General features: G+C 46.3%; 11 protein-coding genes and 1 pseudogene. 8 read left to right on the forward strand and 4 right to left on the reverse strand.

All coding sequences use genetic code 11. The features are described 5' to 3' along the window. Nucleotides 1-146: 146 nt before the first annotated feature. Nucleotides 147-1,724 carry an FMN-binding glutamate synthase family protein gene (locus WA325_RS17150; RefSeq protein WP_336183982.1) on the reverse strand — a complete coding sequence of 526 codons (1,578 nt, stop codon included), beginning with the start codon at nt 1,722-1,724 and terminating at the stop codon, nt 147-149. Nucleotides 1,725-1,962: 238 nt separating this feature from the next. On the opposite strand from WA325_RS17150, the gene WA325_RS17155 reads away from it, so the two are divergent. The 5 genes from WA325_RS17155 to WA325_RS17175 all read left to right on the forward strand — a co-directional run bounded on the left by WA325_RS17155 (nt 1,963) and on the right by WA325_RS17175 (nt 9,347). After that, a complete protein-coding gene (locus tag WA325_RS17155; protein ID WP_336183983.1) occupies nt 1,963-2,649 on the forward strand; it encodes a heptaprenylglyceryl phosphate synthase in 687 nt (228 codons plus the stop codon). A 59-nt stretch (nt 2,650-2,708) separates the two neighbouring features. Next, nucleotides 2,709-4,928 carry a DNA helicase PcrA gene (pcrA, locus tag WA325_RS17160; protein WP_105954746.1) on the forward strand — a complete coding sequence of 740 codons (2,220 nt, stop codon included), beginning with the start codon at nt 2,709-2,711 and terminating at the stop codon, nt 4,926-4,928. A 23-nt stretch (nt 4,929-4,951) separates the two neighbouring features. Next, the gene (gene ligA, locus WA325_RS17165) at nt 4,952-6,958 is read left to right on the forward strand and encodes an NAD-dependent DNA ligase LigA (RefSeq protein ID WP_336183984.1); all 2,007 of its coding nucleotides are present in this window, start codon (nt 4,952-4,954) and stop codon (nt 6,956-6,958) included. A gap of 15 nt (nt 6,959-6,973) precedes the next feature. Continuing rightward, nucleotides 6,974-8,164: a CamS family sex pheromone protein gene (locus tag WA325_RS17170; RefSeq protein ID WP_024120459.1), complete on the forward strand. Its 1,191-nt coding sequence runs from the start codon at nt 6,974-6,976 to the stop codon at nt 8,162-8,164. A gap of 175 nt (nt 8,165-8,339) precedes the next feature. Beyond that, complete coding sequence (locus tag WA325_RS17175; protein ID WP_336184030.1) at nt 8,340-9,347, forward strand: phosphotransferase enzyme family protein; 1,008 nt, start codon at nt 8,340-8,342, stop codon at nt 9,345-9,347. 39 nt (nt 9,348-9,386) lie between these two features. Here the strand turns inward: WA325_RS17175 and WA325_RS17180 are convergent, their stop codons facing one another. Both WA325_RS17180 and opuE read right to left on the reverse strand, forming a co-directional pair. Beyond that, entirely contained in the window at nt 9,387-10,085 is a 699-nt protein-coding gene (locus tag WA325_RS17180; protein WP_081638247.1) for an MgtC/SapB family protein, read from the reverse strand. A gap of 105 nt (nt 10,086-10,190) precedes the next feature. Continuing rightward, nucleotides 10,191-11,669, reverse strand: a complete 1,479-nt coding sequence (gene opuE / locus WA325_RS17185; RefSeq protein ID WP_105954750.1) for a proline transporter OpuE — start codon at nt 11,667-11,669, stop codon at nt 10,191-10,193. A gap of 412 nt (nt 11,670-12,081) precedes the next feature. On the opposite strand from opuE, the gene gatC reads away from it, so the two are divergent. Genes gatC through gatB form a run of 3 tightly spaced genes read left to right on the forward strand, consistent with a single transcriptional unit; the run spans nt 12,082 to nt 15,289 of the window. Then, on the forward strand, nt 12,082-12,372 hold the full coding sequence (gatC, locus tag WA325_RS17190) for an Asp-tRNA(Asn)/Glu-tRNA(Gln) amidotransferase subunit GatC (protein ID WP_024120463.1): 291 nt from the start codon (nt 12,082-12,084) through the stop codon (nt 12,370-12,372). A 15-nt stretch (nt 12,373-12,387) separates the two neighbouring features. After that, a complete protein-coding gene (gene gatA, locus WA325_RS17195; protein ID WP_024120464.1) occupies nt 12,388-13,845 on the forward strand; it encodes an Asp-tRNA(Asn)/Glu-tRNA(Gln) amidotransferase subunit GatA in 1,458 nt (485 codons plus the stop codon). A gap of 13 nt (nt 13,846-13,858) precedes the next feature. Further along, entirely contained in the window at nt 13,859-15,289 is a 1,431-nt protein-coding gene (gatB, locus tag WA325_RS17200; RefSeq protein WP_010333268.1) for an Asp-tRNA(Asn)/Glu-tRNA(Gln) amidotransferase subunit GatB, read from the forward strand. A gap of 30 nt (nt 15,290-15,319) precedes the next feature. Here the strand turns inward: gatB and WA325_RS17205 are convergent. Then, nucleotides 15,320-16,184: pseudogene (locus WA325_RS17205) on the reverse strand (TetR/AcrR family transcriptional regulator); the annotation flags it as partial. Nucleotides 16,185-16,225 lie beyond the last annotated feature (41 nt).

The following is a 16,225-nucleotide window of genomic DNA, read 5'->3' on the forward strand; positions in this document are numbered from 1 at the left end:
TTCAACCGGATAACTCACTCTTGTCCCCATAGAAAAAACACCTCCAAGTCTAATTTCGGCTAACAATCATCCGTTTTCAAACTTGAAGGTGTTTTTTATTTGTCTCATCTTATGGGGTCAGTCCCGTCTGGCAAGGGGCGGTTTTTTTATGAAACAATTTTCTCAATCAGATTGTCGATGTCAACTGCGCTGCCATCCTCTTTTCGGTAGACAACATGCTCCTTGGAAAAATGAACTGGCGAATCGATCCCGGCTGCGGCGGCCAGATTAAACAGCCCCTCACGCAGCGAAATGACGTAGTTGCAGACGCGGTGCTGTTTTTCCTCAACGCTCAGCGCTTTTTGCAGCTTCGGATCTGTTGTTGCAACGCCTGCCGGGCATGTGTTGGTGTGGCATACGAGGGCGCGGATGCATCCGACTGAAAACATCATGCCGCGTGCAATGTTGACAAAGTCAGCGCCCAGAGCTAAAGCGACCGCGATTTTGTCAGGGGTCAGCAGCTTTCCGGAAGCAAAAAGTTTCATACGGTCACGCAAGCCGTATTGTCTGAGCAGCGTATCAACGATAGGGAGCGCCGTCATAATCGGGAGGCCGACTGTGTCGGCAAGCTCATAGAAGGAAGCGCCGGTACCGCCTTCACTACCGTCTACCGTAATAAAATCAGGATGTTTTCCGCTTTTCTGCATATAAGAAAAAAGCTCATGCAAGTCATCAGGCTGGCCTGCAACAATTTTAATGCCGACCGGCTTTTGACCGACGTCTCGCAGCTTTTCAATAAAATCCAGCATTTCAGGCGCGCTTGAAAATTCATGAAAGCGGTTTGGGCTGTCGATTGATTTTCCGGGTTCGACATTCCGGATGTCTGCCACCTCTTCTGATACTTTAGCGCCATCCACATGTCCGCCGCGGGTTTTGGCTCCTTGTGCGAGCTTCAGCTCAAACGCTTTAATTTGATCTAGCCGGCTTTTCTTTTTAAATTCCTCCCACGAAAATTCCCCTTTTCTATTGCGTACGCCAAATAGACCGGGGCCGATTTGGCAGATGATATCAGCACCTCCCTTTAAGTGATACTCAGACAATCCGCCTTCACCGGTATTCATCCAAGTGCCGCCCGCCTGGTGCAGCCCTTTTGACAGCGCCGTAATGGCGCGCTCTCCAAGTGAACCGTAGCTCATGGCGGATTGACCGACTAATCCCTTCACATAAAAAGGCTTTTCGCATGTACTCCCACCGATGACTTGAACATCATCCGGATGGAGAAAATACGGATCAGCCTTGGTACGTTCGGCATGTTCGCTGCGTCTGAACAGATTGTCCGAATCGATTTTATAGATGTGGGTTTCGATTTTCGGAGACTGGCCCACACGCAATTCTTCTTTTTGCTTTGGGAAAAGGGCGTTTCGGATATAATAGCCCGGTTGATCAAAATCTCTTACCGATCCGAATCCCATCATTCTGCTTTTGTATTTTCCTGATATGACTGTTTGCTCATATTCTTTTCGTGAAAAAGGCTGTTCCTCATTGTCATTGCTGAATAAATACTGCCGCAGCTCCGGTCCGATTTTTTCAAAAATATAGCGAAACCTTCCGATGACAGGATAATTGCGGAGGATTGAATGCTCCTGCTGTTTTTCGTCCTTTATGTAGATCCAGACAAACAATGCGATGGGGATAACGATGATCCCGATGATAAATGCAATAAGTGCAATGATGATGTATTCCATCTGTTAGCCTCCCTTTTTATGTAACCATTTCCACTGTTGGAGCGTTTCCAAACAATAGAAAATATTACTGTGTTTTTTCTATAAAAAGAGAGCGGAACAGCCGCTTTTTTTCTGCGGAAATAGAATCAAAACACCTTTTTCAGTGAATAACGAGAATGACGGCTTTTTCCGTTTTTCCGCGCTATGTGAATTTGTTATAATGTTTAAATGGTAAGAAACGAATGGAGGAACGGATGACGTGTACGATGTAACGGAGTGGAAGCATGTCTTTAAACTCGATCCAAATAAAGATTTGCCTGATGAACAGCTTGAGATTCTTTGTGAGTCAGGGACTGATGCGGTCATTATCGGAGGAAGCGACGGTGTGACGGAGGATAATGTCCTGCGGATGCTGTCTCAGGTGAGACGGTTTTTGGTGCCGTGTGTCCTTGAGGTGTCAGCGATTGAAGCGATTGTCCCTGGCTTTGACTTATATTTTATTCCGAGTGTATTAAACAGCAAAAATCCGGATTGGATTGTCGGGATGCATCAGAAAGCCATGAAGGAATATGGAGAACTGATGTCGATGGAAGAAATCGTGGCGGAAGGCTACTGTATCGTAAATCCTGATTGCAAAGCCGCGGCTTTAACGGAGGCGGACACCAATCTGAATCATGACGATATCATCGCCTATGCGCGCGTGTCTGAGCTGCTGCAGCTTCCGGTTTTTTATCTGGAATACAGCGGCGCTCTTGGGGACATAGAAGCCGTGAAGCAAACGAAGGCTGTATTGGAAACGTCCACCCTGTTTTACGGAGGCGGCATCAAAGACGCGGAGACGGCGAAACAGTATGCCGAGCACGCGGATGTCATTGTGGTGGGCAACGCTGTGTATGAGGATTTTGATGAAGCGCTGAAGACAGTAGCAGCTGTCAAAAGCGAGTAGCGAAATGTACGGATTTGGTTTATGATAGAACATATGTTTGTATAGGCGGGTGACGAATTTTGAATTACATTAGCAATCAACTATTAAGCGGATTAAACCCTGTTCAGCAGGAAGCTGTCAAAACAACGGACGGGCCTTTGCTGCTGATGGCGGGAGCGGGAAGCGGAAAGACGCGTGTCCTGACGCACAGAATCGCTTACTTAATGGCGGAAAAGCATGTGGCGCCGTGGAACATTCTGGCGATCACATTTACAAATAAAGCGGCCAGAGAAATGAAAGAACGTGTGGAGAGCATTCTCGGGCCCGGAGCGGATGATATCTGGATTTCCACGTTCCACAGCATGTGTGTGCGGATTTTGCGCCGAGATATCGACCGCATCGGGATCAACCGCAATTTCTCAATCCTTGATACGGCTGACCAGCTTTCAGTCATCAAGGGAATTTTGAAGGAACGCAACCTCGATCCGAAAAAATTTGATCCGAGGAGCATCCTCGGCACGATCAGCAGTGCGAAAAATGAATTAACCGAACCTGAGGAATTTTCTAAGGTTGCCGGCGGCTACTATGATCAGGTCGTCAGCGATGTATACACTGATTATCAGAAAAAACTGCTGAAAAACCAGTCGCTTGATTTCGACGACTTAATTATGACGACCATTAAACTATTTGACCGTATTCCGGAAGTGCTTGAGTTTTATCAGCGCAAATTCCAATACATCCACGTCGATGAGTATCAGGATACGAACAGAGCGCAATACATGCTCGTGAAGCAGCTGGCGGAGCGTTTTCAAAACCTTTGTGTTGTCGGCGACTCCGACCAGTCCATCTACAGATGGCGCGGGGCGGACATTGCCAACATTCTTTCTTTTGAAAAGGATTATCCGAATGCCAGCGTCATTTTGCTTGAACAAAACTACCGTTCAACAAAACGGATTTTGCGCGCGGCCAACGAAGTGATCCAAAACAACACAAACCGAAAGCCGAAAAATCTATGGACGGAAAACGATGAAGGAATTAAAATTTCCTATTACCGCGGAGACAATGAATTCGGTGAAGGACAATTTGTTGCCGGGAAAATTTATGAGCTTCATAACACCGGCAAACGGAAGCTGTCGGATATCGCCATCTTGTACCGGACAAACGCCCAGTCCCGTGTGATTGAGGAAACGCTTCTCAAAGCGGGCCTGAACTATAACATTGTCGGCGGCACAAAGTTCTATGACAGAAAAGAAATCAAAGACATCCTCGCGTATCTGCGTCTCGTATCCAATCCGGATGATGACATCAGCTTCACGCGTATTGTCAATGTGCCGAAGCGCGGGGTCGGCGCCACATCGCTTGAAAAAATCGCTTCATATGCAGCGATGAACGGCTTGTCACTCTTCCAAGCGATTCAGCAGGTTGATTTCATTGGCGTCAGCGCCAAGGCAGCAAACGCGCTCGACAGCTTCAGACAGATGATTGAGAACCTGACAAACATGCAGGACTATTTATCAATTACAGAGCTGACCGAAGAAATTCTCGATAAAACCGAATACAGAGAGATGCTGAAGGCTGAAAAATCAATTGAAGCCCAAAGCCGTTTAGAAAACATCGACGAGTTCCTGTCTGTAACGAAAAACTTTGAACAGAAAAGCGAAGACAAAACACTCGTTGCGTTCCTGACAGATTTGGCACTGATCGCTGATATCGATCAGCTCGACCAGAAAGAGGAAGAATCCGGCGGCACGGATGCGATCACGCTGATGACGCTGCACGCCGCAAAAGGACTGGAATTCCCGGTTGTTTTCCTTATGGGACTTGAGGAAGGCGTCTTCCCGCACAGCCGTTCACTGATGGAAGAAGCAGAGATGGAAGAAGAACGCCGTCTCGCTTACGTGGGCATTACAAGAGCGGAGCAGGAGCTTTATCTGACCAACGCAAAAATGCGCACGTTGTTTGGCAGAACAAACATGAACCCGGAATCACGCTTTATCGGTGAAATTCCAGATGATTTATTGGAAAACCTAAATGAGAAAAAAGAAACGAGAGCGCCGTCTGCGAGAAAAATGCAGCCGAGGCGCGGCCCTGTTTCCCGTCCGGTGTCCTACGCAAGCAAAACAGGCGGCGATACCCTAAACTGGGCTGTCGGAGATAAAGCCGGGCATAAAAAATGGGGCACAGGCACCGTTGTCAGCGTGAAAGGCGAAGGAGAAGGGACCGAACTCGATATTGCCTTCCCGAGCCCGATCGGTGTGAAACGCCTGTTAGCGGCATTCGCGCCAATAGAAAAGCAGTAATTGAAGAGGAAAGGAAGAAGCAGATGGACAAAGAAACAGCGAAGCAGCGGGCAGAAGAACTGCGCCGCACCATCAACAAGTATAGCTATGAATATTACACCTTAGATGAACCGAGCGTCCCGGATGCCGAATACGACAGATTGATGCAGGAGCTGATTGCGATTGAGGAGGAGCATCCAGACCTCAGAACGCCTGATTCTCCTACACAGCGTGTCGGCGGCGCTGTGCTTGATGCGTTTCAAAAAGTCACTCACGGCACGCCGATGCTCAGCCTGGGCAACGCGTTTAATGCTGACGATCTCCGCGACTTTGACCGCCGTGTGCGACAGGCCGTGGGTGATGATGTGGCGTATAATGTGGAGCTGAAGATAGACGGTCTTGCTGTTTCTCTCCGTTATGAAGACGGCTATTTTGTGAGAGGCGCTACAAGAGGCGACGGGACGACGGGAGAGGATATTACGGAAAATCTGAAGACGATCCGCACTATTCCGCTCAAAATGAAACGCAGCCTTTCGATTGAAGTGCGCGGCGAGGCGTATATGCCGAAGCGTTCGTTTGAAGCGCTCAATGAAGAACGGATCAAAAACGAGGAAGAACCGTTCGCAAATCCGCGCAATGCCGCTGCGGGATCACTCAGACAGCTAGACCCTAAAATTGCGGCGAAACGAAATCTCGATATCTTCGTCTACAGTATAGCGGAGCTTGACGAAATGGGTGTGGAGACACAAAGCCAAGGACTTGATTTTCTCGACGACATCGGCTTTAAAACGAACCAGGAACGGAAAAAATGCGGCAGCATTGAAGAAGTCATTGCGATGATCGATGAGCTTCAGGCGAAACGCGCCGATCTCCCGTATGAAATTGACGGCATCGTCATCAAAGTGGATTCCCTTGATCAGCAGGAGGAGCTTGGTTTTACGGCGAAAAGCCCGCGCTGGGCCATTGCGTATAAGTTTCCTGCAGAAGAGGTCGTGACCAAGCTTCTCGATATCGAATTAAATGTCGGAAGAACGGGTGTAATTACGCCGACCGCGATTCTTGAGCCGGTAAAAGTTGCCGGGACAACGGTCTCAAGAGCATCCCTTCATAACGAAGATTTAATTAAAGAGAAGGATATCCGGATTTTGGATAAGGTAGTCGTCAAAAAAGCGGGCGATATTATACCTGAAGTCGTGAACGTTCTCGTTGAGCAGCGCACAGGGGAAGAAAAGGAATTCAGCATGCCGACAGAATGCCCTGAATGCGGCAGTGAACTCGTCCGCATTGAAGGAGAAGTGGCGCTTCGCTGCATCAATCCTGAATGCCCTGCCCAAATCAGAGAAGGGCTGATTCATTTTGTCTCCCGCAATGCCATGAACATTGACGGGCTTGGCGAACGAGTGATCACACAGCTGTTTCAGGAGAATCTCGTCCGTAATGTGGCAGATCTGTATAAGCTGACGAAGGAACAGGTGATTCAGCTCGAACGCATGGGCGAAAAATCAACTGAAAACCTGATCAGCTCTATACAGAAATCGAAGGAAAATTCATTAGAGCGCCTGTTATTCGGCCTCGGCATCCGCTTTATCGGCTCGAAGGCTGCAAAGACGCTCGCCATGCACTTTGAAAGCTTGGATAATCTGAAAAAAGCCACCATAGAGGAGCTTCTCGCAATAGATGAAATCGGTGAAAAAATGGCTGACGCAGTCATCACCTATTTCCATAAAGAAGAAATGCTCGAGCTTTTGGCAGAGCTTGAGGAGCTGGGCGTAAACACACTTTATAAAGGTCCGAAAAAAGTAAAAGCAGAGGACAGCGATTCCTATTTTGCAGGCAAAACCATCGTTCTGACAGGAAAGCTGGAAGAGCTGTCAAGAAACGAAGCGAAAGCGCAAATTGAAGCGCTCGGCGGAAAGATGACTGGAAGCGTCAGCAAAAACACAGACTTGGTCATCGCCGGAGAAGCGGCGGGAAGCAAGCTGACAAAAGCGCAAGAGCTGAATATTGAAGTGTGGAATGAAGAACAGTTAATGGGAGAGCTAAAGAAATAAGAGGAGTGTTTTCTATTGAAAAAGACGTTGGTAATGGCGGCAACGGCGGCAGTGTTAATGCTGTCTGCCTGTTCGTCAGGTTTTGGGGGGAAGAAGGAGGAAGAGATTACGCAAAAAACGGCGAAATCGTCAGAAAAAGCGATTATCCCGAAATACAATATCTCTGACTCTTATTACAAAATGGTGCTTCCGTTTAAGGCGGGGAAAGCACGCGGCCTGACAACTGAACAGCTGAATACAAGACTTGATATTGATGAGTTTGAAACAGGACTGATGCGCCTTGCCCAAGACTCTTTCTCGACAGACGATTATCTGTTCCAAGAAGGACAATACTTAGATGAAGATACAGTATTAAGCTGGCTGGCTCGGAAAAAAACAGGCTCTGATCTGAAAAAAGCCCAAAAAGAAGATAAAAACTTTAAAAACGAGGGTCTGAACCCAGCCCTCCCTAGCTCCGGTTCAACTGAAGAGAAAAACGAAAGCAGTCCGGTTTATTTAGCTTCTATGCTGGAACATGATTACTTAGTCAGAAAAGACAAGAATTCCATCCAGCTTGGCGGCGTTATGATCGGCTTGGCGTTAAATTCCGTGTATTACTACCGTGAAAAAACAGGCGACCCTCAAAAAGAAGTGGAGATTGACAACAGCACACTCCGTAAACAGGGAGAAAAAATCGCGCAGGAGGTCATTAACCGCCTTCGCAAAAAAGACAATCTGAAGAATGTGCCGATTACGATTGCGCTTTACAAACAGGCGTCCAAAACATCAATCGTTCCCGGCAATTTTATCGCCAAAACAGAAGTCAAAGCAGGCTCCTCTGATATCTCAAACTGGGACGATGTAAATGAAAAATACGTCTTCTACCCGGCCGATACGAGCACTGCAGAGAAATATCCTGATGATACTGAAGTCTTTAAACGGTTCAAAAACTCAATTGACAACTACTTCCCGAACTACACAGGTGTTGTCGGAACGGCCCTGTATGAAAACGATGAAATGAAGAAAATGAAAATTGAAATTCCGATGCAATTCTACGGAAAGAGTGAAGTCGTCGCGTTTACCCAGTTCTTAACGGGTGAAGTCATGGACTACTACTCAAAGAGCTCACTAGATCTCGAAGTGGATATTACATCCTCAGACGGACAGGAAGCAGTCATTCTCCGCGATGCTGGCGATAAAGAGCCGACTGTTCACATTTATGACTGATAAACATGCAAAACCCTTGTGCCAATTAAGGCTCGAGGGTTTTTTGTGTTACAATTAACAGTATAAGGAAACCGCAACCGTTTCCGCTTCTGCCGAAACAAAAACCAAATGGGGGTATGTTGATGCTGGAAATCGTGTAAAAACAATAGAAGAAATCAAAAGCATAGAAAGGGAGATAAACGTGCATAAAGAAATCAAGAAAGTATTTCGTGAGGAGAAGGTTTTGGCAGAGGCTGCGGAGAGATACGGTTTTTCAAGAAATCAGGTGCGTTTTCTGGCTGATGCCGAAAACTATGTATATGAGTTTATAAAAGATAATGAACCTTATATTTTAAAGGTTACCCATACAATTCGCAGATCGGCTGATTATATGATGGGTGAAATGGAATGGCTCCGTCATCTGGATGAAGGCGGGCTTTCAGTCGCAAAACCGATTTCGTCGCTAAACGGCACAGAGGTTGAAGAAGTCCCTGACGGAAGCGGCGGAGCATTTTTATTGCGAGCCTATGAGAAGGCGCCGGGGCACAAAGTGGACGAATCCGACTGGAATGAAACCCTATTTTTTGAGCTTGGCAGATACACAGGGAAAATGCACAGCTTGACAAAAAGCTACAAGCTCAACAATCCTGCTTATAAAAGACAGGAGTGGGATGAAGAAGAGCAGCTGATGCTTAGAAAATACGTGCCGGAAGACCAGACTCAGGTGTTTCAGCAGGCGGATGAGCTAATGAATAAACTGCGCCAATTACCAAAAAGCAGGGACAGCTACGGCTTGGTTCATGCAGACCTCCACCATGGCAATTTTAACTGGGACCAAGGGAAAATCACAACATTTGATTTTGATGACATCGGATACAATTGGTTTGTCAATGATATCAGCATTCTCCTTTATAATGTGCTGTGGTACCCGGTCGTTCCATATGAAAATAAAGCCGTGTTTACAGAGGGATTTATGGCGCACTTTATGAACGGATACAGAGAAGAAAATGATCTTGATGCTTCGTGGCTGAAAAGAATACCTGATTTTCTCCGTCTGCGTCACATGCTGATATACGGACTGCTGCATCAAATGTTTGATCTTAACTCAATAGGCGCAGAAGAAAAAGAAATGCTGGCCGGTTTCAGAAGGGATATAGAAAACCGCACGCCGATCACAGAATTTGATTTTTCTAAGCTCGTCTAGAACGAAAAAAGCCAATGGGATATAATGCCCCATTGGCTTTTATAATGTATCGCACTTCACGCCGACTACACCTTCAATGTCTTTTATATCATAGTAGACATCGGTCGTATATCTGTTTTTATGAACACGGACTTTGACTTCCATGATCGGAAATTCTTTTTCATGAAGGTCATCGATTCGGACGGAGTGTGTCTTAATGTTTCTTCTTTTCATTTCTTTTAAGATCTCTGTCATTTTGTCTTTATCAGAAAGTGACATTCTGATGCGGATGTCTTTTTCCTGCAGACGGTCTGGACCGATTTTTCTGACCGCCCACGGAAGAAATTCAACGCTGATCAGGATGAACAGAAGGCTGGCAAAGGCTTCTTTGTAAAATCCCGCTCCGGTAGCAAGCCCGAGCCCTGCCGCACCCCAAATCATAGCCGATGTGGTTAAGCCGGAAATGACGTCGTTGCTTTTCCGCAAAATGACACCTGCGCCGATAAACCCGACGCCGGAGATGATTTGCGCCGGCAGACGCAGCGGGTCCATCATGATGCGGTAGTATTTAGGGAAATGATATGCCGCGTTAATACTGACGATCGTCAGCATGCATGAGCTGACGGCGATAACGATACAGGTTTTTAACCCGAGCGGCTTATTCTTCAGCTCGCGCTCCAGCCCGATGACCATGCCAATCAAAGTGGCAATGCCTAATTTCAATAAAATGTCAGGATCAATATACCAGCTCAACAGCAACTTCCCCCTTATCTATGGTGTTTTTAAATAAATATGATTTTCTCACAGTATTTATCGCAAAACAAGGGCACAAAAGCCACCAAGCAGCGCTTGATGGCTTTTTGATTATTTTTTGCGTTTTAACAGTTTTTCCATGACACCGAATAATCGGTAAGAGGCTTTTGCAGGCCGCTTTGTGATCATGCTGACGATAATGCCGGCAATCATACTGAGGATAAACCCAGGGATGATTTCGTACACGCCGGTTGATTTTGCCAGGCCGGTTGTAATCCAGATCAACACGGTCGCAGCCCCGACAATCATCGCAGCAAGCGCGCCCCATTCGTTCATCCGCTTCCAATACAGGCTGAGCAGAATCGCAGGCCCGAAAGCTGAACCGAAGCCGGCCCACGCGTATCCGACCAAATCAAGAATGGTGCTGCTCGGGTTCAAGGATAAGAGAACCGCAATAACGGCAATCACTAAGACGGACAGACGCCCGACCATTACTAGTTCTTTATCGGAAGCTTTTCGTCTGAAAAACGTCCGGTATAAATCCTCTGTTACAGCACTTGCTGTTACCAAGAGCTGTGAGGAGATGGAACTCATGATGGCAGCCAAAATAGCTGACAATAAGAAGCCGGTGATTAAAGGGTGGAACAAGATTTTAGAGAAGATAATGAATATCATCTCCGGATCCTTTACAGCAACTCCGAATTTATGGGCGTAAGCAACACCGATTAAACCGGTCAGCACGGAACCGAGAACTGAAATAACCATCCAGCTCATGCCGATTCGGCGTGCAGGTTTTAAATCTTTAATGTTTTTAATGGCCATAAACCGGACGATAATATGAGGCTGGCCGTAGTAGCCCAAGCCCCAGGCTAAATAGGAAATAATGCTAATGACGCTCGCGCCTTTAAAGATATCCAATAGATTTGGGTTAACAGCGCTGATTTCATGGAAAGCAGGAGCAACGCCGCCCACATGGGTAAAAGCAACGATCGGCACAAGCACTAGTGCTGCAAACATGATCGCACCCTGTACAAAGTCAGTCAGACTGACAGCAAGGAAACCGCCAAACAGTGTATATAACACGACAACCGCGGTAGTCAGAAACAAGCCCAGTTTGTAATCCGCGCCAAAAGCAGATTCAAACAGCCGTCCGCCAGATACCATACCGGAAGAGGTATACAATGTGAAAAAGATCATGATAACCAAAGCAGATACGATTTTCAGCAGTGATGAAGAATGCTGGAATCGTTTATCAAAGAAATCAGGAATCGTAATCGCGTCATCCGCCGCTTCCGTATAAGCACGCAGCCTTGGAGCCAGCAGCAAGTAGTTTGAGTACGCCCCGATTGTAAGACCTAAAGCAAGCCATAAGGTTGACAGCCCTGTCGCAAACATCGCGCCGGGAACACCCATCAGCATCCATCCGCTCATATCCGCCGCTCCGGCAGACAAAGCAGTAACAAACGGCCCGAGACCTCTTCCTCCAAGCATGTAATCGTTAATATCAGTTGTTTTCTTAAATGCATACCAGCCGATTAACAGCATGGCAATAAAGTAAATTCCTAAAGAAATAATGATTTCAATACTCACGTTTTACCCTCTCTTCAATTCTAATAATTTTGCATCACCTCTCAAATTGATGGTGCCAGTTAAGCAGCCTGGCGCAAGTGCGACACAAAAGACATTCTTTTGCAGGTGCACTTGGTAACTTAACCTAACAAAGTATTCCCACCCATTCAAGCGATGAAACATAGACGGTCAGCGGGAAATATCGGGGCAAACCTAGAAGGGGATAAAGATTAAAACGCTTTCAAAAATAATTAAAGTAAAAATTTTCAGAAAAATATTTCGTTTCTCCTTCGCCTCTTTTTAGTATAAAATATATAGGGTATTGTCTCGAAAACACAGGCCCGCCCCAAGGCGTTTTGTTGCTTTAAAGGGCTTGTTTTTGATATGATCAGTATTATATGACTTAACGGAGAAATATGTGGAGGTGGATCATATGTCACGAATTTCAATAGAAGAAGTAAAGCACGTTGCGCATCTTGCAAGACTTGCGATTACTGAAGAAGAAGCAAAAATGTTCACTGAACAGCTTGACAGCATCATTTCATTTGCCGAGGAGCTGAATGAAGTCAACACAGACCATGTTGAGCCTACAACTCACGTGCTGAAAATGAAAAATGTCATGAGAGAAGATGAAGCGGGTAAAGGTCTTCCGGTTGAGGATGTCATGAAAAATGCGCCTGACCACAAAGACGGCTATATTCGTGTGCCATCAATTCTGGACTAAAGGAGGGACACAAGAATGTCATTATTTGATCACAAAATCACAGAATTAAAACAGCTCATACATAAAAAAGAGATTAAGATTTCTGACCTGGTCGATGAATCTTATAAACGCATTCAAGCGGTAGATGATAAGGTACAAGCCTTTTTGGCATTAGATGAAGAAAAAGCGCGCGCGTATGCGAAGGAGCTCGATGAGGCGGTTGACAGCCGTTCTGAGCATGGTCTTCTCTTCGGTATGCCGATCGGCGTAAAAGATAATATCGTAACAAAAGGGCTGCGCACGACTTGCTCCAGCAAAATTCTTGAAAACTTTGACCCGATCTACGACGCAACTGTCGTTCAGCGCCTTCAAGATGCTGAAGCGGTCACAATCGGAAAACTGAACATGGACGAATTCGCCATGGGGTCATCAACAGAAAACTCAGCTTACAAGCTGACGAAAAACCCTTGGAACTTAGATACGGTTCCCGGCGGTTCAAGCGGCGGTTCAGCGGCTGCGGTTGCTGCGGGAGAAGTTCCGTTTTCACTTGGATCTGACACAGGCGGTTCCATCCGCCAGCCGGCCTCTTTCTGCGGCGTTGTCGGATTAAAGCCTACATACGGACGCGTGTCCCGTTATGGGCTGGTCGCGTTTGCGTCTTCATTAGACCAAATCGGGCCGATTACACGTACGGTTGAGGACAACGCATTCTTGCTGCAAGCCATTTCAGGCGTTGATAAAATGGACTCTACAAGCGCAAATGTAGACGTTCCGGATTTTCTATCTTCATTAACTGGCGATATCAAAGGATTGAAAATCGCGGTTCCGAAAGAATATCTTGGCGAAGGCGTCGGCAAAGAAGCGAGAGAATCTGTTCTTGCAGCGCTCAAAGTTCTAGAAGGCCTTGGCGCTACATGGGAAGAAGTATCTCTTCCGCACAGTAAATACGCGCTTGCGACGTATTACCTGCTGTCTTCTTCTGAAGCGTCTGCCAACCTTGCACGTTTTGACGGCATCCGCTACGGATACCGCACGGACAATGCAGAAAACCTGATCGACCTTTACAAGCAAACGCGCGCTGAAGGCTTCGGAAATGAAGTGAAACGCCGTATCATGCTTGGAACATTCGCTTTAAGCTCAGGTTACTATGATGCGTACTACAAAAAGGCGCAAAAAGTGCGTACTTTGATTAAGAAAGACTTCGAAGACGTATTTGAGAAATATGATGTCATTGTTGGACCAACTACACCGACACCTGCGTTTAAAATCGGTGAAAACACGAAAGACCCGCTCACAATGTACGCTAACGATATCTTAACGATTCCGGTCAACCTTGCCGGTGTTCCGGGAATCAGCGTGCCATGCGGATTTGCTGACGGACTTCCGCTCGGCCTGCAAATCATCGGAAAACACTTTGACGAAAGCACTGTATACCGCGTCGCTCATGCATTCGAACAAGCGACAGACCATCATAAAGCAAAACCTGAACTGTAAGGGGTGAAATGAATTGAACTTTGAAACGGTAATCGGACTTGAAGTCCACGTTGAATTAAAAACAAATTCAAAAATTTTCTCAAGCTCTCCGACGCCATTCGGCGCGGAGGCGAATACACAGACAAGCGTCATCGACCTCGGGTATCCGGGTGTCCTGCCTGTACTAAACAAAGAAGCCGTGGAATTCGCAATGAAAGCGGCAATGGCGCTGAACTGTGAAATCGCGACGGATACAAAGTTTGACCGCAAAAACTATTTCTATCCGGACAACCCGAAAGCGTATCAGATTTCTCAATTTGATAAGCCGATCGGCGAAAACGGCTGGATCGAAATTGAAGTCGGCGGAAAAACGAAACGTATCGGCATCACACGTCTTCACCTTGAAGAAGATGCCGGAAAACTGACGCATACAGGCGACGGCTATTCTCTTGTTGACTTCAACCGCCAGGGAACGCCGCTTGTCGAGATCGTATCTGAGCCGGATATCCGCACGCCGGAAGAAGCATATGCGTATCTTGAAAAGCTGAAGTCCATCATCCAATATACAGGCGTGTCTGACTGTAAAATGGAAGAAGGCTCACTTCGCTGTGACGCCAATATCTCTCTTCGTCCGATCGGCCAAGAGGAATTCGGCACAAAAACGGAATTGAAAAACTTGAACTCCTTTGCGTTTGTTCAAAAAGGCCTTGAGCATGAAGAAAAACGCCAGGAGCAGGTTCTTCTGTCCGGCGGTGTGATCCAGCAGGAAACTCGCCGTTACGATGAAGCAACGAAGAAAACCATTCTTATGCGTGTCAAAGAGGGTTCTGACGATTATCGTTATTTCCCTGAGCCTGACCTTGTCGAGCTTTACATTGACGATGAATGGAAGCAGCGCGTAAAAGCAAGCATTCCTGAGCTTCCGGATGAACGCCGCAAGCGTTATATCGATGAGCTTGGCTTGCCTGCATATGATGCGATGGTTCTGACACTGACAAAAGAAATGGCAGACTTCTTCGAAGAAACAGTTCAAAAAGGCGCTGAAGCAAAACAAGCATCAAACTGGCTCATGGGTGAAGTGTCAGCTTATCTGAACGCTGAGCAAAAAGAGCTTTCTGATGTTGCGCTGACACCGGAAGGCCTTGCCGGCATGATTCAATTGATTGAAAAAGGAACAATTTCTTCTAAAATCGCGAAGAAAGTGTTCAAGGAATTAATTGAAAAAGGCGGCGACGCTGAGAAGATTGTAAAAGAAAAAGGCCTTGTGCAGATTTCTGATGAAGGCGTGCTTCTGAAGCTTGTCACAGAGGCGCTTGACAACAATCCTCAGTCGATTGAAGACTTTAAAAACGGGAAAGACCGCGCGATCGGCTTCCTTGTCGGACAAATTATGAAAGCGTCCAAAGGACAAGCCAACCCGCCGATGGTTAACAAAATCCTGCTTGAAGAAATCAAAAAACGCTAATGAAAAAGCAGCTCTCCTCATTGCAGAGGGAGCTGCTTTTTTATGATCAAATAGAAATAAAGATAGAGATCAAAGCGCGAAGCTTTTCAACTTCTTCGAAATCACTTCCGGTCAAATTTGACAGCAGGCCTTTGATAATCGGCTTGCGCGGCTTTTCCTGTGACAGCTCTTCCTCGATCACATCGAGCGAAACGATGATGTCCTCAGGCAATGCGGTGTTTTCTTTCACTTTTTGAATGTCCTGAAGGATCTGGCCTTTATCCGCCGGCACCAGGCTGTAAATGTCTTTTGGCATGAGCGGATTCAGGCTGGAACGGCTTAGCCCCTGTACAAGATCATCCAGTCTCTCCATGATAAATTCAGATATGTTGTCTGCATCAATTTTGATTTCTTCATTAAATACCATCACATTCATATAGGAGTGCACAATGCCTCTTGCCATGATGGAGAGGTCTGAGAGGTAGTTCTCAGTTTCCTTGCCATAAGTCGCAAGCAAAGCGTTCCGATACAGTTTATCTGTCTCGGCTGTGACTTTGTAAAAGTATTGCTTTACTTCTTGGTTTTCCGGAATGATATTTTCAGTAAGCAACAGAACAATAAAATCCTTATGATCGCGAAAATCCTCAAACTGGGCGCTGATTTGTTTTTTCAGCACATCTTTAGGCGGCTGTCCGGCGAGATCCTCTTCTATTTGTTTCATTTTTTTCATAGACATGCCAATGTAATATTCACAGGCAGACAATAGCAGCGCTTCTTTTGATTTGAAATGCAGATAAAAAGCGCCTTTTGAGATGCCGCATTCACTGGCGATTTCCTGGATGGTCGTCGAAGCGTATCCTTTTTTCGCAAATAAACGAATGCTTGTTTTTATGATTCTCTCTTTCTTCTCATTCATGACGTGCTACCCCTTAATCCTTGAAAAATTTAGAAAAATTT

The organism is Bacillus sp. 205(2023), assembly GCF_037027485.1.
Classification (GTDB): domain Bacteria; phylum Bacillota; class Bacilli; order Bacillales; family Bacillaceae; genus Bacillus; species Bacillus halotolerans.